This is a genomic window from Bifidobacterium tsurumiense, from assembly GCF_000741765.1.
Lineage (GTDB): Bacteria > Actinomycetota > Actinomycetes > Actinomycetales > Bifidobacteriaceae > Bifidobacterium > Bifidobacterium tsurumiense.
Genome location: NZ_JGZU01000011.1, coordinates 26,656 through 46,088, shown reverse-complemented (window position 1 = coordinate 46,088; position 19,433 = coordinate 26,656). Strand labels below are relative to the sequence as shown.

Genomic DNA, 19,433 nt, shown 5'->3' with positions numbered 1-19,433 from the left:
CTTAATTCTGTCGTTATCTGAACGGAACGCGGGTATCCCGCGCTGAGTCGGCCTCTCCAGTGCTTCCTCATGCAATGCATGAACGGCGTAATGCCGCCGACCCACTGATGGGCTAAGACTCCAGATAGTGCCCGCCTTGTGGAAGACACAATCGACCATTCTACACAAGCCCTATGGACTTCATAGGCATAGCCTCAGAGTTTTTCAATAGGTGCCACTCGCAACATCAACCGCTTCACTCCGTTTGAGCCAAAGTCGACTGTTATCACCGAGTTTCTGCCCTTGTCTTGTGCATCGGTGACCGTGCCAAGACCGTACTGATCATGGCTTATCTTGTCGCCGATATGGAAGTCATTGATATTGAGATTGTTGTCAGCATGTAATGAAGAGGAAGATGAATTCGCTCCCCCGGTTGCGGCCGAACGGCTGGGCTGCACCCGTCTGGTGGTCACTTTGCCATTGCGTGGTGTATGCGAGGATCCTGAACCATACGACGAACCATATGATCCAGAACCGTACGAAGACCCCGACCCGTAAGAACGCGAAGAACCGCTACGAGAGCCAAACGACCGTCCCGATCCGTATGTGGTTTGCGAACCACGTGAAGATCCTGAGCCTCGAGATGATGAAGTTCCAAACGATTTGGATCCATATGAAGACCCGGATCCATACGATGACCGAGAGGACGAACCGAAACTCGAAGATCCGTATGAACGGGAGCCAAATGTGGAGGAACCTCCGAAACTCGATGATCCGAAGTCATCGTCTTCGGACCAGCCTCCGAATTCATCATCGCCCCACTGCGCACGCATACGCTCCACGCTGGCCTCGCGACGTTTCCATGACACCAAACCATCTGGTATTTCGTCAAGAAATTGGCTAGGAAGCATTTCATTGGCCTGACCCCATTGGGCACGGACAGCAGCACGCGTCACATACAAGCGTTGTTTGGCTCGGGTTATGCCCACATAGGCCAATCGCCGCTCTTCGGAAAGTTCGCTGGTGTCCTCCAGGGATCTGGAATGCGGGAAGGTTCCCTGTTCCATGCCTGTGAGGAACACCACTGGATATTCCAAACCTTTTGCGGTGTGCAATGTCATCAACGTGACTTTGCCGCTATCTTCGCCTTCAGAAGGCAATTGGTCCGATTCCGCAACCAGCGCCGTGGTTTCCAGAAAATCGGCAAGCGTCGCATCCGGGGTATTCTGTTCGAATTCAGCGGCCACGGACTGCAGCTGGGAAAGATTCTCAACGCGCGAGGCATCCTGTGGATCTACAGAACGCTGGAGTTCTTCCAACAAACCACTTTGCGAAAGCACGTGAGCCACCACTTCTGACGGCTTGTCATCATGCTCTTGGGCGAACAACGCCAACTCGGTCATCATCTCACGGAACTCTCGCAGCTTCGTCGCAGTGCGCGTAGGCATTCCCTCAATTTCGTCCATATGGGTGATGCCGGACCAAAAGCTCGTGCCATGAATATCTGCATAGGAGGCCACCAAAGCCTCCGCCCGAGCACCCAGTCCTCGCTTGGGAACGTTCATGATTCTGCGCATATTCACGCTATCTGAGGGATTGACAATGGCCTGCAAATATGCGACGGCATCCTTGACTTCCCTGCGTTCATAGAATTTTGTGCCACCGACTAGCTGGTACGGAATCCCGGCATTGATAAGCGCTTCCTCCAAAGAACGAGATTGCGCATTGGCGCGATACATAATTGCCATATCGGAATAGCGAATGCCTTCCTCGCCGGCCAACCTCGCGATCTCACCTGATACCCAGGCGGCCTCCTGCTGTGCATTATCCGCGGCATATCCAACGATGGGCTCGCCTTTGCCAGCAGCGGTCCACAGCTTTTTGGGCTTGCGTCCTTGATTATTGGAAATAACCGCATTCGCGGCATCGAGAATCGTCTGCGTGGAACGATAATTCTGTTCCAGCATGATGGTTTTGGCGTTGGGAAAATCCTTCTCGAAATCCTGGATATTCCTGATATCCGCACCTCGGAAGGCATAGATGGACTGATCGGAATCTCCTACCACGGTTATCCATGCGGGCCCGAACCTGCGTGTCATACCAGTCGGTGCCGGATCTTCTTCGTCGGCATCCACACCAGCCAGCTCCCTGACCAGAACGTACTGCGCGTGATTGGTGTCCTGATACTCGTCGACAAGGATGTAGCGGAAACGATGATGATAATATTCCGCCGCTCGTGGCACAGTTCGCAGCAATTCCACAGTGCGCACGATCAGATCATCGAAGTCCACGGCATTCGCCATTGCCAATCTGTGTTGATATTCCGCATAGACCACGGCATACAGCTCTTCAACATTGCCGTATCGTCCCAGCTGATACCCGCGCTGCCCGGGCTTGTAATCGGCAGCGTATTCCTTGAGCTGATTCTGCCATGACTGCAGATTGTTCTTGTAATCCGAAATTCGAGCAAGAATGCTGCGCGGGGTGTATCGTTTCACGTCAATATTCAAATCAGCGCAGATCAATTTGATCAGACGCTCACAATCAGTGGTGTCGTAGATGGAGAATCCTGAGGCCAGACCGATCTCCTTGCCATCGCGACGCAGTATTCTCACACAGGCGGAGTGGAATGTCGAAACCCACATATGTTGTGCAACAGGCCCAATAAGCGAGGCGAGACGTTCGCGCATTTCCGCCGCTGCCTTATTGGTGAAGGTTATGGCCAAAATCTGGCTTGGCCAGGCACCGAACTGGCTGAGCATCCAGGCGATGCGTCTGGTCAGTACCCGTGTCTTGCCGGATCCCGCACCTGCACCGATGAGTAGCGCAGGGCCGCGATACTGCACTGCCTGTGACTGTTGAGGGTTGAGATCGCCTACCAGCTCCTCGGCGCTGCGGGCAATGACTTCAGGCTCTTCGTACACGGTTACCCCTTTGCGATAGTTGCGAGTGGCACAATGAACGGCATCCGATGAGATGCATACCTCAGATGCGCGCATTCATGTTTATCACATGGTTCAGTCAGCATCCCAATTCCTGCATATGAGTAGGCCTGCTTCAAAAATCGTGGGTAGCTACATCGCAAGGCCTGTCTTTGTCACGGGTATGCTTGAGCCCATATATGCCACATGGAGCATCGTCATCAGTTCATTTCGATCATTGAGGAGTGTCATGCAGGAACTCGAAGAACGTATTCGTACCGAAGGAACAGTCAAGCCGGGCAATGTGTTAAAAGTCGATGCGTTTCTCAATCATCAATGCGATGTGGCGCTCTTCGATCAGATGGGCAAGGCATGGGCCGAGCACTTCGCAGGAAAACGTGTTGACAAAATTCTGACAATCGAGGCTTCCGGTATCGGCATCGCCTGTGTTGCCGCCCGTCATTTCGGCAACGTTCCCATTGTATTCGCCAAAAAGGCACAGTCCATCAATCTCGATGGCGATCAATATGTCACTACTGTGTATTCCTTCACCAAGCAGCGCGAATTCCCCGTTATCGTATCGAAGAAATTCCTCAATGAAGGCGAGCATGTGTTGCTCATAGACGACTTCCTGGCCAATGGCAAGGCACTGCGTGGCCTTATAGACATATGCGATCACGCCGGCGCAACGGTGGCTGGTATCGGCATTGCCGTTGAGAAGGGCTTCCAGGGCGGCGGTGATCAATTGCGAGCCGATGGTTTTGATGTCGATTCGCTGGCTATTGTAGAGTCCATGGACGCTTCCACTGGTGAAATCGTTTTCCGCCATTAGATTTCAACGCTCGGTAACCGTCAACGAATGGAATCATTGAAGAGGCACTGCATCGACCAATCGGACTGCTCAGCAGAAGGAATTGTATTGTGAACTCATCGAGGCAATCACAGACCCCATCATCCCCCGAAGTGAAATCCCCCACTTCGGCGTCTTCGCAATCGCGAGGCATCTCCATGGAAGCTTTAACGAGTCTGGACGCTCCGGTCTCCTTCTGGAAAGGTATTCCTTTCGGATTGCAGCATGTCATGGCCATGTTCGTCGCCAATCTCGCCCCTATATTTCTTGTGGCGAATGCTGCTGGAATGAATGCGGCGCAATCGACCATCGTGATCCAATCAGGTCTGCTGGTTGCAGGCCTCGGCACATGCCTGCAACTGTATGCAATTTGGCGGATCGGTTCAAGATTGCCCATGGTCACAGGTATCTCATTTACCTATGTTGCCGCTGCAATCGCAATCGTCACCAATAAGGGTTATGGCGCCGTGGTTGGTGCGGTGATCGTCGGAGGCCTGCTGGAATTGGTTCTTGGGCTCACGGCACAATACTGGAGACGATTCGTACCACCAATTGTCTCGGCAATCGTGGTGACCGCAATTGGGTTTTCATTATTGTCTGTCGGAGCAACCTCATTCGGAGGAGGTTCCGGCGCTACGGATTTCGGCAGCTGGCAGAATCTTTTCTTGGGATTGCTTTCGCTGGTCGCCTGCCTTGCATTCCAATTGCTGGCCAAAGGCACAATCAAACAACTTTCGGTGCTGTTCGGCTTGTTGATCGGCTATGTTGCCGCCATAGCCATGGGCAAAGTCGATTTCTCCGGGTTCGCAAACCTCAGCATCGTAAGCCTGCCACATGTCATGCCATTTACACCTGAATTCGATGCCGGAGCCATTATCTCGTTTGCACTGCTGTATGTCGTCTCCTCAGTCGAGGTACTTGGTGATACCGCAGCATTGACCAAGGTCGGCTTGAACAGGCTTCCGACCGAACGCGAAACCGCCGGCGCCATTGCAGGGGACGGATTCATATCCTCGATTTCGGGAATATTCGGATGCCTGCCGCTCACCTCTTTCGCGCAGAATATCGGACTGGTCGCCATGACCAAGGTTGTGAACCGCAAGGTGATTCTCTCAGGAGGCCTGATCTTGGTCCTGGCCAGTTTCGTGCCCGCCGTAGCAGAAGTGTTCAACTCGCTGCCACAGGCTGTTTTGGGCGGCTGCACCATCATGATGTTCGGCAATATCGTGCTCTCCGGTTTCCAAATGATTGCCGAAGCCGGATTCACTCAACGCAATATCACCATCGCCGCATTGAGTCTCACGATAGGTATCGGCTTTACACAGGTAAGCGATATCTTCGCTCAATTCCCTGCGCTATTCCAATCGATTTTTGCCAACAACCCCATTGCCGTGGCATTTGTGGTTGCCGTGATTCTCAATCTCGTATTGCCCAACGAAAAGCGCTTTCTCTCAACACCTCAGCAAAGCGATTGAGCAGCATTCCAGGCATTGATGGGCAATGTCTGGAATGAGCCCTGCGAGAACAGCGATATTGTATTATTCCTTTGCATATCCTAGAGATAGTGCTATGGGAAATAAGTCACTGAATCGTTGACAAGTTGGGAAGAGGATCGCATGCAGCTTTTGGAAATCGCTTTGATACTCGTAACCGTCGTTCTGGTTTCCACGATTGTCGATCAGGTCCTCCCCCGCGTATCTTTGCCTTTGATCCAGGTGGCCGTTGGATTGGTCATTGCGCTGACCTTCGGCTCCGGCATTGACATCCAAATGGATTCCGAGCTGTTCTTGGTGCTCTTCATTGCGCCACTGCTCTTCGATGAATCACAGCATGTGAACAAGCGCGAATTGACCCAACGGTTGGGAAGCATCCTTTCCTTGGCGATCGGCCTAGTCGTGGTTGCAACACTTGCTGTCGGTTTCCTCCTGCATTGGCTGGTCCCTTCCATACCCCTCGCCGCAGCCTTCGCTTTGGGAGCTGCGCTGGGGCCTACGGATGCCGCTGCGGTCTCCTCCATGTCCGGATCAGTCAAGCTCAGCGAACGTCAGGAATCCATTCTCTCCGGAGAAGCTCTCTTCAATGATGCCTCAGGCGTTGTATCCTTCCAATTCGCCGTGGCAGCCGCCACAACTGGTGCATTCTCGCTTGTGGACGCCTCAGAGTCATTTGCTCTGTCTTTCGCAGGCGGTCTACTGCTTGGAGCTTTGCTTGCCTTGGTCTCTATCTTTGCATGGTATGTGGTAAAGGCCACGGGTTTGGAAAACACCTCTTTTGACGTGATATTCGAACTTATGCTGCCCTTCTTCGTGTTTCTGTGCGCGGAAGCGCTGCATGTAAGCGGCATTCTGGCTGTCGTTGCAGCCGGCATGATCGTTGCATGGGTGCCAAAACCGAAGACTCTTGCCAATGCCAATCGCCAGTTGGTCGTTTCCGGATTGTGGAATACCATCACCTTCATGCTCAACGGCATTGTTTTCGTGATGTTGGGTATGGAACTGCCTCTGGCTTTCCAGGAATCTGCATATGGATCCCTGCATCCGATTGCTCTGGTGTTCATTGCACTGGCGGTGACCGTCATGGTCACGGTTTCGCGTTTCCTATGGATTTGGGCTTTGGAATGGTTCATTCCTTGGAATAACAATCGCAAACGAGAGCATGCAAGTGAACGCAGACCAGGAAGAATCAATTTCATTCCGAATGAAGAGCATCTCTCAGCCAGTGAAAAAGCCTTGAGCGCCTTGGTCATGACACTCAGCGGACCGAAAGGTGCCGTAACGCTCACCATTGCCTTCACATTACCCGCATTCATCGCGGATGCGGTCCCCTTCCCCTTCAGAGACGAACTGATATTCATCGCATCCATCGTCGTGGTCACCACACTGTTGGTGGCAAACTTCATTGTTCCTCTTATCTCACCTCAGCCAAGCCAAGAGGATGATTTGGTATTGGTCAGCGCCGCCAGGGATGCATCCCAGCATGTTGTTGACAGGCTGCAGGCACGAATCACCGAGACGGAAAACCTGCGTGACGCCTTCGCGCTGAGTTTCGTGGCAAGGTCGTATCTCGCGAAAATCCGAGATATGAATAACACCTTGAATCCTGAGATTTCTTCGTCGCTCAACCAACTGGTCAAGCAGATGAACACCACCCAACATGAGTTTCTCGATCATGTGGCGCAAAGCGACGAATACACGCAGGAGACAGTGGATGCGTGTAGCCAGATGTTGGACAGGAATACGCAATTCGTCGAAAACGAACGTCATCCGAATTCACCATGGAGATGGGCAATCATAACGGTTCTGAAGGTCTTGGGCAAATCCCCCTTCAAACAGAAGCTCGGTTTCGACGAATTCGATATTCCTTTGGTTGACCAGGACGCCTTCATGAGGCTGTATACCCTCATGTTCAATAAAGGCAATGCGTGCCTGGAAGAACAAATGGCCAACGCCGATATCGAAACAGAGCAGGGTGCAGCTACCATCCAGGCGGCCCAGTATCTGCTCTCGCAAAGACAATCACTCACCGTCTTCGCCGCCGCCAAAACGATGCGACAGAATGCTTCACAAACAGCGGTTTTGGAAGCAGCGCCAGAATTGGCGGGTGCAGATCTGTCATCCCAATCATCTGAAGCCATCGAGCGACGCCAAGACGAGGAGCTGGCTCCACGACAGAAGTATGAGCTAGATCCGGATGCAAGTTTGTGGACGCCTCAAACACGAATGAAAAGGCAGGACGTCACCGACTTGCGCGTCCGAATCAAACAGGTTGAAGAGGAAGCCCTCATGATCAAACTCGATGCCATTGCCACCATGGTAGAGTCTGAGAAAATCACCAAACAACAAGCGTCCCAGTTGCGACGTGGAATCTACACCATGCAGCTCGCGTCTTCTTTGGAGAGCGTTGGCTAAACGGAATTCCGTGATTCGCAATCGCATCGAGGCCGCCCATGTTTTGCGAAGGCTCAAGGCGGCTGGAAAGCGCTGAAAATATTGAAACGATTGTTCCCGGAACAAGCATGATCTGATATCTGCGGCCTGTGCGATCCTCGTCTACCGCAACGAAGAAGGCTTGTTGTCTGAACGAAATACCTCGAATTCGTTCAGACAACAAGCCTTTCTGTTAAGCCGCCCCCCACGCTCTGCTACGGATCAATTCATGTATGCCGCTCGCACCAATACGTATCTATTGCGTGGAGCGCGATCGCAATCTGCCCACTGCAAGTCCTACGCATAGGAATCCGACGGCGAACAATGCCAACAAACCTACTGATGACGCCCATTGTGAAGTATATGGATGGGACACAAAATTGCCCTCCGCATCTCCACCGAATGCGCGGTAGATACTGCTGACATACCACCATCCAGGAAGCAATTTGGCGATAAGCGCCACACCTTGCGGAAGCATGTATTGCGGCAACCACGCCCCGGAGAGGAATGCGCTCGCCATACCGAAGGTGTTGGCAATCGTGTCCGAAGCCTTGTTGGATACGCCGAATTGCGACAACATGAATCCAAACGACATGCAGCAGATCGTCAGCACCATCAATGATGTGAGTGCCATTGCCACTGAATCCAACGGCAAGGCGGATAATCCTTCGCCCACAGAAGCCGTCAAACCAACGCTCAAAGCAGTGCACCACAGCCAAACGACGATTGCGAACACTCCACAAGCAAGCCAGAGCTGCACGCCCAAGCCTCTGGGGCTGATAGGCGCCGTAAGTACTCGCCGCCTCCTCTCCAACTGAGCGAAACCCGACATGACCAGCGTTATCGCAAGAGTCATCACCACCATAATGGAGTAGGACATGGCATTGAGCACTACCACCATGGCAGTTGACGAGGCGTTGAACGGGGTCTCCTCCTTTTTGGTCTTCACCACAGACACCGTGGAAGCTTTCGAATGATCAACCACCGTTTGCAAGGCGGATGCGATGCCGGTATCCGGGTCAGCAATCAATGCGCTATGCACAGATCCGAGAAAGCCTTCGACTTGCATATTCACCGTGGCAAATGCTGCCGACTGAGTTCCTGCAATGTCGAGTTCCGATATGTCATTCCCCTGTCGGACCGCTTCTTCGAGAGAATTTGCATATCCTTGGGGCACAATGATTATTGCGTTGACATATGAGGACATCAATGCATCCTGAATGCCGGATTCGGTATCAGTCACATCCTTGACTTCGGCATGGGTGCCGAAATACGTTTTCAAAGCACGTCCCACTTCGTGCGCGCCGTCTGCATCTCTGTCAACCACCGCAACCGCGGGCTTATTCGCGATGAACGCGGTATCTGTATTTTCAAGGGAGGAACGCAATGCCTGCACAACTCCATATGACACTCCCAGACCCACGAGACTGATGATAAGAAGGTAAATAACGATAAGTTTGCGATGTGTCACCAGCACACGCAACGCCGCCTTAAAGGTTGTCATATCGCTCCTTCCCTAGAACAATGACGGAAATAATCGTGCCGCAAACTCCCATGGCCATGCAGATTCCAACCGTTGAGGCAAAGGGGGCAAGGGAATCGAAATAGAGCAAATCGATGAATAGATTGCTGACTTGCTTAACGGGATTGATGACATGCAACCATGGCATATTCCTCTGGATCGCATCGCTGAGTGCATGGTGCCTTGCAATCCTGCAATAACGGAGAGTGCAAGGGATACTCCCACGCAGATTCCGCGTTTGGCATCCGCCGTGAGCTTTGGCATGACGCCGAATAGCAAACCCAGCCCTTGCGAAGTGAATGATGCAACCATAATGGCCAGTATTGCGAGCGCATCCCTGCCGCCTATGGTTATGCCAAGGACAAACCGGATGTAGACGAAGACTACGCTCAAGGTCAGGAAATTGATAAGCCCTGTGCTCGCCAGAAGCGAGAGGATCTTCGACGTGCGCGTCATGGGAGATGCATACAGCCGCATGCCCCGAAGCGATTCATTCGGTTGGAGATTCGCCAATGCCTCAAGCGAGGTTATCATGCCCATCATCGCCATAAGGCCGATTACCGTGAACATGTATCGAGACATATCCGGCGTGTCATCGACATGGAGTACCGAGACCTCTTTGACATAGCTTTGGTTCCTGTCGGCACCGATCACCGCGTTCAAGTACTCGCTGTCCGCCAATTTGGAAGGATCTTCTTGCATTACCCTTTGCAATGTTTCGCCGATCACCGCACCGCGCTCATTGAACTGATCGATGATCGTATGCAGTGCACTCAGCGCCCAGGACTGTGAATCGCCGCCGTTGGCATCAGCTGCAGCCATGGAGGCAACCGTTGCATCCGAGACCGCCATGGAAATATCATCAGAATCCTCTGCGAACACGTATGCCTTGACATCACCGCTGCGAAGGTATCGCTCTGCATCTTCGCGACTTGCGACTTCGCGAGTCGATATCAGAGCAGATCGTTGGCTTGAATCCTTGGATAATGTATCCATGAGATCCTGGGCCCCTGCCAGGGATTTCCATGTAGTATCAGCGACTACGGCAACGGGTTGGGACTGAATGGTCACCGATTCCGCAAGATTCCCATACACGTTGTAGATCAACGTGCTGAGGATAATCGGGAATGCAATCATCCAGAACAATGCCTGCGGATCGCGAAACATCGTTTTCAGCTGCATTATGAATGTGCTCAGCATGGTTTTCACCTACCCTTCTTCGTCTCGGTGACATTCAGTCACGTAACGCTTTGCCGGTGAGTTCGAGGAACACGTCATTCAAAGTCGGCAATTGTGAAGTCACATGTCCCGCTGTGGCACCTGAACGATTGATGGCATCCAAAACGTCGAGCAGGTTGTGATCTCCTCGCTTGCATTGCACCTGCAACAGTGTGCCGTCATATTCGACATCGATTACGCAATCCATGTCTCGAATGATGCGCAGACCTTGCTCACTGAGATCCATCGTTTCAATGCGGATGCGCTCGCCTGCCCCCACCATTTGTTTCAACTCATCGGATGTCCCGAGGGCCAGATGCCGACCGTGATCCATGATGAGGATGCGGTCGCAAATTTGTTCGACCTCCTCCATGTAATGACTGGTGTAGACGATCGTGGAACCATTGGCATTGAGTCGTTTGATTCCTTCCAGAATGGCGTTACGACTCTGTGGGTCGACCGCCACCGTGGGTTCGTCAAGAAACAGAAGTTCAGGTTTATGGGCGATTCCGCATGCGATATTCAATCTGCGCAGCAAACCGCCGGAAAGTTTCTTCGGACGATATTTGCGGAATTCCTCCAACCCGACGAATTCAATGGCCTCGTCAACCAATTCACGACGGGTTTGCTTCTGAGGAACATACAACGAGCAAAAGTAGTCGACGTTTTCTTGCACATTGAGCTCGTCTATTACCGCCACATTTTGCGGAACAATCCCGATGCGGCGTTTCAGGTCGTAACTGTTGGAACGCATCGACTTGTCGAAGACGCGCACGCTTCCGGAATCATATTCAATCAGTGCCAGAATGCAGTTAATCGCCGTTGATTTTCCTGATCCATTGGGGCCGAGAAGGCCGAAGATCTCACCTTGGCGCACTTGCAAATCGAAGTCGTCCAAGGCAAGCACCTCGCCATAGCGTTTGACCAGGCCTTGCACCGAAATGGCGGATTCGGTTTGGCCCGTTTGAGTGTGTTGTTGTGCCTTCATATATCCATTGTGACAGCATGAAATCCGCAACACGGGTGAGTTTTGTCATGTCCGCCACGCCTGCGCATGTCAACAGTGACATTCCTCATGTACGGACTTCGAAGGGCATAGCCGATTCATGAAACGACCTGTCATATCAAGCAAAGGATCGCAAATCATCATGGAATCGACGATGAATTGACAATATCAGGCTGAGACTGCTGATATTGGTGTGTGGTGAATATGAGATTGTACGATCTGGGCAGAGTCGGTTCAAAAATACTCTTGCTCGCAGTCGGCTGCGCCATTACCACCGCTTTTCACACACCAGAAGGCGGCCTGTACACCGGAATCCTTGCCTCAATGCTCTGTGCCACATCCTTGAGCAGTCTTGTCGAATGGCGTTTTCCTGCGTCTTGTACTCGAGTGTTCGTGTATCTGTTGTGTATTTCGTCCTTGATGTGGACCACATTGCTCTTCACAATCCCCGTGATTGCCATCGATGCCGGCAGACTTGCGCCAACACCGCAATTATGGGGCATGAAGCATACCGATAACCGATATGCCAAGCGCATTGCAGAAGTCACGGTTTCCTCCGACACCAAACCTGCCTCAACCAAATCGATATTGCATATGCTCAAGGATTGGGCAATACTCGCAGCACCTATTGTGCCAATAGCGGCGCCTTTGTTTTCGCAAGCCCTCATTCAAGGTGCAGGAGCTGCCTTCCCGGACTTCCTCACTACTCAGATCACTTGGTACGCATCGGAAATATTCGTTTTTGCCATACTGATTGTGATTGGACTGGGCATTGGCATCGTCACCAATTATTATGCAAAACTCTGGCATGCATTCCATAGCGAAACGGATCTGAGGAGTGCGGAGCGTCGAGCCGCATACGCGAGGATAAGCGATGCCGAGGCATTTCGCATTCAAGCGGTCCGATCAGCCACTCTTTCGGAGCGCACACGCATTGCCAGGGATATCCATGACAATGTAGGCCATGTGCTCACACGCGCCATAATGCAAACCCAAGCGGCTATGACTATTAATACCGTCCAGAACGACACAGCCAACGAACAGCGACTCCAGGAAATTGCTTCGACATTGAATGAGGCGATGTCAACCATCCGAGCATCCGTCCATGACATGGATGATGACGGCACCGATTTCACTTCAATGATTACAGCAGCCGCACAAGGGTTGCCCGAACAGCGTTTCACGGTTACGCTCGACAATGGCATTAGCCAGGCACCCGCTGCAATAACCCGTTGTTTTTCTGCAGTGATACGCGAAGCACTGACCAATGCCGAACGACACGGCAACGCTTCCCATATTCGCATTGCATTGCGGGATATGCCGGCCCTGTGGCAATTGGTCATTCAAGATAACGGTAACGCTTCTCATCCAAGCAATCGGCAGGGGATGGCCACAGCAAACAAACGAGGCATGGGGCTGGAAGACATCGCTCAGCGAGCGCAAGCGCTTGGTGGCACCTCACTATGCGGCTTCAATGACACAGGCTGGCGAGTATTCGTATCCATTCCCAAACGCGCCAAATAAAGCCGAGTTTCCATACATCCTTGGCGAACGTAAAATATGCCGTATAGGTTGCCGTGACAGGAATATTGAGGCAATGATTGTTGAGGCAAGAACCGGAGAAAGGCATGCCATGAGAACAATGATGACCGTTGCCGTAGTCGATGACGACCCCATCGTATGCTCTTCGCTCACCACGATACTCGAGGCTACGAAAACAGCGGCAGTCGTGTGGACTGCGCAGGATGGACAGACGGCAGTAGCCAAATACGCCAAGCACTCCCCTGATATCCTGCTGATCGATGTGCAAATGCCCATTATGGATGGATTGCAGGCGGCGAGACTCATTATCGAACAGCAGCCGGAAGCGCGCATATTGTTTTTAACAACATTCGCCGATCAAGCATATATCGACGATGCCCTGGCACTCGGCGCTCGCGGATATCTGATCAAACAGGATATTTCCTCGGTGGCACCCGCGCTGCATGCTGTGATGTCCGGGCAGATTGTCCTTGGCGCGGAAGTGCTTGAACGGATTACCGCAAAATCACAGGCGCACGCCGACTCCAAAGGCGTCGCATCTTCATCGGCCTACGCCAATCCCGAATCGAATGCTTATACATTGTTACCGGGTGAGCTTGACGCCCGCGAATTGGCACTCAGCGCGTTGGTTGCGCAAGGTTTGGATAATCGTGACATTGCCGGCCATTTGCATCTATCCGAAGGCACCGTTCGCAATAAAATCACCAGAATACTGGATAAAACAGGCTTCACGAACCGCACGCAATTGGCAATAGCCTATATTCACGCGGGTGGGCAAAACACAGACCTCTGATTTGCCATGCCCACATTGCTGATTCATGACGGAATTAGTGCGCGCCTTTTGTGTTCAAGACCTCCGGATGGCGCGGTATGTTACTCGCGCGTTATGAGTCTCCAACACATATGAGCACGCCGAAATATGGCGGCGAGCAAAAGCCCTCCCATAACAGCCAAAATCGTGACGTCAAATCCCCTGCTGCCTTTGAAATTCAGATACATCACCATCGGCAAAGCGAGCAATGACACCATATCCCTGAATCCAATGAACTGCGACTTTTTGAAAATTGTGCTGCTTATGAACCTCAATATTATGCCAAGAAAACACAGCACCATAGCCGCAAGCCATACCCTATAGGTCCAGGTCGACTCGATGGCTATGCTCAGCGAAGTGAGAGCAATCGAGAGAAGGGAGGCAATATCTATGAGATATATGAATATAGACATGGCCGACCTTCTTCCTTGTACATCAGCTCTCTTAATTGATACCAGCTTATCGTACGGAGTAAGGCTTCCCACTTCCCTGTCGTCAGTAAGACTCTTCGGTTGATTCCAACCGCTCGTCACCACCGCATATCTATGCCAGTTCGCGTCGAGATGATCCACAAGATCCTGCAACGTCGTAGCCTCCAGACGCCGCTCAAAGGCTTTGCGAGCCGCTTCCAATTCCCCATCCAATATGGCATGGATATTGCGCCCAACTTCGCAATTCGGATTAGGGTTGTCATGGAAACGGAACATTTCATAATCCTCCCCTTCAACCGCACTGAACACATCGAGTAATGTGATATCGGCAGGATTGCCCACGATTGACGCACCACCGACTCCCGCCTCAATTGAGACGATATTGGCATCCTTTAACTGCCCAAGAATTCGTCGTATGACGACAGGGTTGACATTGACGCTTTCCGCTATGAATGCGGAAGTAACCTTGTGTTGTTTGCCAAAATGCTCAATGCACACCAAAGCATGCGTGGCTATCGTGAAGCGTGATGATATTCGCATGATTGTCTCCTCATCTCAAGATTCGAAGGCAGCTGGATATTCAGTAGCATCCGTTGTTGAGGCTGCCAGTAGTTGTAACTCATCTAAATACATCAATATAGCAAATAGTATGTATTTACATATGGAAGCAAAGCAAAAGAATGCTGGATGATTCGTAGCAACAAGAGCAAATTTCAATATATCTGCGTCCTACAACAGGCAAAAATCTTTACCTATAAGGTAGCTTCATTTTACGACACGCCCACGAGTTGAAACATTTGACATTACAACTGTACTCACATATTGTTAGCGCCAGATGTAAACGTAACTATTACATCAAGCGAAACGAAAGGACCATTCATGAAGATTGCAGTCATCGCAGCAAACGGAAAAGCAGGACGCCTTATTGTCGAGGAAGCGGTCAATCGCGGACTTGACGTCACTGCTGTTGTGCGCAAAGAAAACGCCACCGTGGCACAGAAGGCGATTGTCAAGGATTTGTTCGATCTCAGTTCAGAAGATCTCAAGGACTTCGATGTGGTGATCAGCGCATTCGGCGCTTGGGGAGACAATCTACCTCAGACCAAGCAGTCCTCGGAGCATCTGGCCGAAATTCTCTCTGGAACGCCGACCCGTCTGCTGATCATCGGCGGCGCAGGAAGCCTGTATGTCAACAAAGAACACACCATGGCCCTTCAAGACACTCCTGATTTCCCCGAGGAGTTCAAGCCTGTCGCAGCCGCTGCAGCCGAAGCTCTTGCCGCACTGCGCAAGCATGACGATGTCAATTGGACTTATATCAGCCCTGCTGCCGATTTCCAGGCTCAGGGAGAACGCACCGGAGATTACATCGTTGCCGGCGAGGAATTCACCACCAATGACAAGGGCGAAAGCCGCATCAGTTATGCCGACTACGCAATTGCCATGGTGGACGAAGCGACCAGCGAGCACCCACACATCAAGCAGCGCATTTCCTTCCTCGGCAAATAACGCCCACAAGAATAACGCTCACGAGGCAGGATCTTCCAGATCTGCAGCCATGCAGTTCCAGGAATTCTCGCGTATTGTATCCCCCTACCTTATCTTCGTGAATGCCGCCACACAAAACTCTGCGTGGCGGCATTCTCTGCATATATGGCCGAAGCACTTTCCTTTCAGCACTTTCCTTTCAGCACTTTCCTCTCAACACTTTCCTCTCAACACTGCACTGCACTGCAAAGTTACAGCAGCTCAATAAGTTTGTTCACATCCTTGTCCTGAGTCGCCCAACTGGTCGCAATTCGCATGACTACATGATGCTCATCCAAGCGCTCCCAGAATCCCAATTCCACGAATCGAGACAATTCCTCAGCTTTTCGATCGTCCAAAACGATGAAGATTTGGTTGGTAGGCGTTTCGATGGCAAACTCATATCCTTTATTTGCCAAAGACTCTCGTATGATCTCAGCTGTTTTAATGCCACGCCTGCCAAGCTTTTCATACAATCCATCGGTAAAGAGCGTCTCGAACTGGATGCCGCAGAGTCGACCTTTGGCCAGCAAGGCCCCATGCTGCTTGATGATGGTAAAGAGATGCGGAATGTAGTTATGCCGCGGAATCACCACCGCTTCGCCAAACAGCGCACCGCATTTGGTCCCTCCGATATAAAATGCGTCGCATAATGCGCCGATATCTTTCAGCGTCACATCATTTTCGGGGCAGGCCAATGCATAAGCCATCCTGGCTCCGTCCAAATACAGCGGAATATTGTTGGCACGGCATACCTCGCTTATGGAACGCAACTCATCCTTGCTGTACAGGGTGCCGAATTCCGTAGGCTGGGAAATGTACACCATGCCCGGCATCACCATATGATCATGATTGGCGTCCTGCCAATAGCATTCAACGCATGATTGAATGTCCGCGGCCCTGAGTTTGCCGTCATAATGCGGCATTTGAAGCACCTTATGTCCGCCAAATTCTATGGCACCCGCCTCATGGACACTGATATGACCGGTTTCTGCGGCAATAACACCCTGATATGAGCGCAGCATCGCATCGATCATGGTCGCATTGGTCTGGGTGCCGCCCACCAGGAAAAAGATATCAGCATCAGGCGTCGAACATGCCTCCCTGATTTTCGCCTTGGCAGACTCAGAAAACTCGTCCAAACCATAACCTGCGGTCTGCACCATATTGGTTTCGACAAGACTCTCAAGAATTTGAGGATGCGCGCCTTCCATATAATCCGAAGAGAAGGACAGTTTGTTGTTTTCCATATGCATTCCTATCGTCGATGTGTTGTCCAGCATATTGCACCTCTATTGCTGCACAATGCTAGAGCCTCACAAGTATTACTCAGGGCTGCTTCCAAGGCTGTTGGCTATTCAAGACTCATCAAGAGCAGAGGATATGGGTTGCCTTGCTCATCCAAATCCGTTCTTCCAGCGACCACAAACCCCATTCTCTCGTAGAACTTTCTCGCATCCGGATTGTGTTCATTGACCGCCAGCCGACGAACGCCGTACTGGTCGACACCCGTGCGCAACAGCTGCTTTCCTATTCCCCGACCTCTGAAACCATCAGCGACAAATAACATTTCTAAAGTATCGCCATCAATGCCCATAAACCCAACAAGTTCATCGGCTGCAGATTTAGCAATGATCAATATAGGAACGTGCGCCAAAGCTTGCGGAACATATTCCTTGATTTCCAGTATTGCTTGTGCAATCAAAATGAATGGGCGGCCTCAACCGATGACTGCCACACTTCCACAAGCCGGTCGATCAGGGATTCCGAACGGTCACATACTTCTTCAAGTTCTGCATTTGCCATCATGCAAACCCAACTTTCTTCGCCGGAAGCTTTTCCACTAACAATCGAGCAGTGAAAAAGAGAGCCCGGGCGACACAATCACCTAGGCTCTCTCATGCGGTATTCATCAACCGGCGGATTACTCCCACTCAATGGTTGCCGGCGGCTTGGAAGTCACATCCAGCACCACTCGGTTGATCTGCCTGCACTCATTGGTGATGCGGGTAGAAATCGTGGAAAGCACATCATAAGGAACGCGTGACCAATCGGCGGTCATGGCATCCTCGGAGCTTACAGGGCGCAGAACGATAGGCGAACCATAGGTGCGCTCATCGCCCTGGACTCCCACTGAATGGACATCGGCCAACAACACGACCGGGCACTGCCAGATATCGCGGTCAAGCCCTGCTTTGGACAGCTCTTCTCGAGCGATTGCATCCGCTTCACGCAGCACGTCGAGGCGTTCCTTGGTAATTTCGCCAACAATGCGAATTCCAAGTCCCGGACCCGGGAATGGCTGACGCCATACCATTTCCTCAGGCAGACCGAGCTCGGTTCCGATGGCACGGACCTCATCCTTGAACAAAGTACGCAATGGTTCCACGAGTTCGAACTTCAGATCCTCGGGCAGCCCGCCCACATTGTGATGAGACTTGATATTCGCGGCTCCATCTCCACCGCCCGACTCCACCACATCGGGATACAAAGTGCCCTGAACCAAGAACTTGACCTCGGCCCCCTTGGCACCTGCCTCTTCGATCACCTGACGCTGTGCCTTTTCGAAGGTGCGAATGAACTTTTCACCGATAATCTTGCGTTTGCGTTCAGGCTCGCTGACACCCTTCAACGCTTCGAGGAAGTCCTCGGCAGCATCCACAGCAATCAGCTTGATACCGGTCGCTTCGACGAAATCGTGCTTGACCTGCTCGACTTCACCCTTACGCAACAAGCCGTGATCCACGAAAACGCAGGTGAGCTGATCGCCGACCGCCTTATGCACCAATGCCGCCGCGACAGCGGAATCCACACCGCCGGACAATCCGCAGATAACCTGCGCATCCCCCACCTGTTCGCGGATTTTAGCCACCTGGTCCTCAATAATGCTTGAGGCATCCCAGTCATTGTCCAATCCAGCGCACTCATGCAAGAAGGTTTCCATAAGATCCTGGCCAAGCGGAGTGTGCTTGACTTCAGGATGCCACTGGACGCCATAGAGCTTGCGGAATGGGTCCTGCATGGCAGCGACCGGCGCACCTTCTGTATGAGCCAAAACAGTGAAACCTTCAGGCGCTTTCTCCACTGCAACACCATGGCTCATCCATGTGTTCTGTTCACTTGGGGATCCGGAAAGTATTCCCTCTGCCTTGTCTATGACGGTATCGGTTTTGCCGTATTCACCCAATGCAGCCTTATCCACAGTTCCGCCAAGCTCATGAGCCATGACCTGGAAGCCGTAGCAAATGCCTAAAACCGGAACCCCGGCCTCGAAAATCTTCTTATCCAGGCTCGGAGCACCCGGTTCATAGACCGAAGCAGGTCCGCCAGAAAGAATGATGGCCTTGGGATCCTTGGCCAACATCTCATCCACAGGCATGGAATGGGGTACGAGTTCGGAATACACATTCGCCTCACGCACACGACGTGCAATGAGCTGGGCGTACTGAGCGCCGAAATCAACGACGAGTACGGGGCCTGTTGCCATGGGTTCTCCCTTATATAGTTTGTGGTTGATCAATGCTCCTATTGTGGCCTTGCAAGCCGACATTAAGCTCAGCGCAACGTGCACGGAGCAAGGTAACAATCTTCATGTGCAGAAACGAACAACACGCCGCGTCAACTTCCTGCAAAACGAACGTGATTTATTTCATATTTCTGCCATTATTGGCTATATATTGCGGTTTCTGGGCAGTATTTC

The 19,433-nt window shown here is 51.8% G+C and carries 14 protein-coding genes; 6 read left to right on the top strand and 8 right to left on the bottom strand.

Features of this window, described 5'->3' with window-relative positions:
• Positions 1–194: 194 nt before the first annotated feature.
• Positions 195–2,903 carry a UvrD-helicase domain-containing protein gene (locus BITS_RS05125; RefSeq protein ID WP_026642004.1) on the bottom strand — a complete coding sequence of 903 codons (2,709 nt, stop codon included), beginning with the start codon at positions 2,901–2,903 and terminating at the stop codon, positions 195–197.
• Positions 2,904–3,150: 247 nt separating this feature from the next.
• Between BITS_RS05125 and BITS_RS05120 the strand changes: the two genes are divergently transcribed.
• From BITS_RS05120 to BITS_RS05110, 3 genes are all read left to right on the top strand, one after another.
• Entirely contained in the window at positions 3,151–3,732 is a 582-nt protein-coding gene (locus BITS_RS05120; protein ID WP_026642003.1) for a xanthine phosphoribosyltransferase, read from the top strand.
• A 176-nt stretch (positions 3,733–3,908) separates the two neighbouring features.
• A complete protein-coding gene (locus BITS_RS05115) occupies positions 3,909–5,225 on the top strand; it encodes a nucleobase:cation symporter-2 family protein (protein WP_034533782.1) in 1,317 nt (438 codons plus the stop codon).
• A gap of 141 nt (positions 5,226–5,366) precedes the next feature.
• On the top strand, positions 5,367–7,658 hold the full coding sequence (locus BITS_RS05110) for a cation:proton antiporter (RefSeq protein ID WP_051264332.1): 2,292 nt from the start codon (positions 5,367–5,369) through the stop codon (positions 7,656–7,658).
• Between the two features lie 274 nt (positions 7,659–7,932).
• Here BITS_RS05110 and BITS_RS05105 read toward each other — a convergent pair whose 3' ends face one another.
• Genes BITS_RS05105 through BITS_RS05095 form a run of 3 tightly spaced genes read right to left on the bottom strand, consistent with a single transcriptional unit; the run spans position 7,933 to position 11,404 of the window.
• Complete coding sequence (locus tag BITS_RS05105; RefSeq protein WP_026642001.1) at positions 7,933–9,180, bottom strand: ABC transporter permease; 1,248 nt, start codon at positions 9,178–9,180, stop codon at positions 7,933–7,935.
• Between the two features lie 12 nt (positions 9,181–9,192).
• Positions 9,193–10,398, bottom strand: coding sequence for an ABC transporter permease (locus BITS_RS05100; protein WP_044259545.1), 1,206 nt, complete (start codon positions 10,396–10,398; stop codon positions 9,193–9,195).
• A 34-nt stretch (positions 10,399–10,432) separates the two neighbouring features.
• Entirely contained in the window at positions 10,433–11,404 is a 972-nt protein-coding gene (locus BITS_RS05095; protein ID WP_034533778.1) for an ABC transporter ATP-binding protein, read from the bottom strand.
• A gap of 222 nt (positions 11,405–11,626) precedes the next feature.
• Between BITS_RS05095 and BITS_RS08720 the strand changes: the two genes are divergently transcribed.
• Both BITS_RS08720 and BITS_RS05085 read left to right on the top strand, forming a co-directional pair.
• Positions 11,627–12,946, top strand: a complete 1,320-nt coding sequence (locus tag BITS_RS08720) for a sensor histidine kinase (RefSeq protein ID WP_051264331.1) — start codon at positions 11,627–11,629, stop codon at positions 12,944–12,946.
• 121 nt (positions 12,947–13,067) lie between these two features.
• The gene (locus BITS_RS05085; protein WP_026641998.1) at positions 13,068–13,757 is read left to right on the top strand and encodes a response regulator transcription factor; all 690 of its coding nucleotides are present in this window, start codon (positions 13,068–13,070) and stop codon (positions 13,755–13,757) included.
• A gap of 80 nt (positions 13,758–13,837) precedes the next feature.
• Here BITS_RS05085 and BITS_RS08925 read toward each other — a convergent pair whose 3' ends face one another.
• Entirely contained in the window at positions 13,838–14,746 is a 909-nt protein-coding gene (locus BITS_RS08925) for an Rrf2 family transcriptional regulator (protein ID WP_081890983.1), read from the bottom strand.
• 339 nt (positions 14,747–15,085) lie between these two features.
• On the opposite strand from BITS_RS08925, the gene BITS_RS05075 reads away from it, so the two are divergent.
• Positions 15,086–15,715, top strand: coding sequence for an SDR family oxidoreductase (locus BITS_RS05075; protein WP_026641995.1), 630 nt, complete (start codon positions 15,086–15,088; stop codon positions 15,713–15,715).
• A 230-nt stretch (positions 15,716–15,945) separates the two neighbouring features.
• Here the strand turns inward: BITS_RS05075 and BITS_RS05070 are convergent, their stop codons facing one another.
• From BITS_RS05070 to guaA, 3 genes are all read right to left on the bottom strand, one after another.
• Positions 15,946–16,989, bottom strand: a complete 1,044-nt coding sequence (locus BITS_RS05070; RefSeq protein ID WP_026641994.1) for a threonine aldolase family protein — start codon at positions 16,987–16,989, stop codon at positions 15,946–15,948.
• Between the two features lie 98 nt (positions 16,990–17,087).
• Positions 17,088–17,438 carry a GNAT family N-acetyltransferase gene (locus tag BITS_RS05065; RefSeq protein WP_202961124.1) on the bottom strand — a complete coding sequence of 117 codons (351 nt, stop codon included), beginning with the start codon at positions 17,436–17,438 and terminating at the stop codon, positions 17,088–17,090.
• 219 nt (positions 17,439–17,657) lie between these two features.
• Entirely contained in the window at positions 17,658–19,220 is a 1,563-nt protein-coding gene (gene guaA / locus BITS_RS05060) for a glutamine-hydrolyzing GMP synthase (protein ID WP_026641993.1), read from the bottom strand.
• Between the last annotated feature and the right edge of the window lie 213 nt (positions 19,221–19,433).

Bases quoted from the DNA above. Each gene is read 5' to 3' on its own strand.
- BITS_RS05085 (WP_026641998.1), top strand. From the start codon at position 13,068: ATGACCGTTGCCGTAGTCGATGACGACCCCATCGTATGCTCTTCGCTC.
- BITS_RS05075 (WP_026641995.1), top strand. From the start codon at position 15,086: ATGAAGATTGCAGTCATCGCAGCAAACGGAAAAGCAGGACGCCTTATT.
- BITS_RS08720 (WP_051264331.1), top strand. From the start codon at position 11,627: ATGAGATTGTACGATCTGGGCAGAGTCGGTTCAAAAATACTCTTGCTC.
- BITS_RS05120 (WP_026642003.1), top strand. From the start codon at position 3,151: ATGCAGGAACTCGAAGAACGTATTCGTACCGAAGGAACAGTCAAGCCG.
- BITS_RS05105 (WP_026642001.1), bottom strand. From the start codon at position 9,180: ATGACAACCTTTAAGGCGGCGTTGCGTGTGCTGGTGACACATCGCAAA.
- BITS_RS05110 (WP_051264332.1), top strand. From the start codon at position 5,367: ATGCAGCTTTTGGAAATCGCTTTGATACTCGTAACCGTCGTTCTGGTT.
- BITS_RS05095 (WP_034533778.1), bottom strand. From the start codon at position 11,404: ATGAAGGCACAACAACACACTCAAACGGGCCAAACCGAATCCGCCATT.
- BITS_RS05100 (WP_044259545.1), bottom strand. From the start codon at position 10,398: ATGCTGAGCACATTCATAATGCAGCTGAAAACGATGTTTCGCGATCCG.
- BITS_RS05070 (WP_026641994.1), bottom strand. From the start codon at position 16,989: ATGCATATGGAAAACAACAAACTGTCCTTCTCTTCGGATTATATGGAA.
- BITS_RS08925 (WP_081890983.1), bottom strand. From the start codon at position 14,746: ATGCGAATATCATCACGCTTCACGATAGCCACGCATGCTTTGGTGTGC.
- guaA (WP_026641993.1), bottom strand. From the start codon at position 19,220: ATGGCAACAGGCCCCGTACTCGTCGTTGATTTCGGCGCTCAGTACGCC.
- BITS_RS05115 (WP_034533782.1), top strand. From the start codon at position 3,909: ATGGAAGCTTTAACGAGTCTGGACGCTCCGGTCTCCTTCTGGAAAGGT.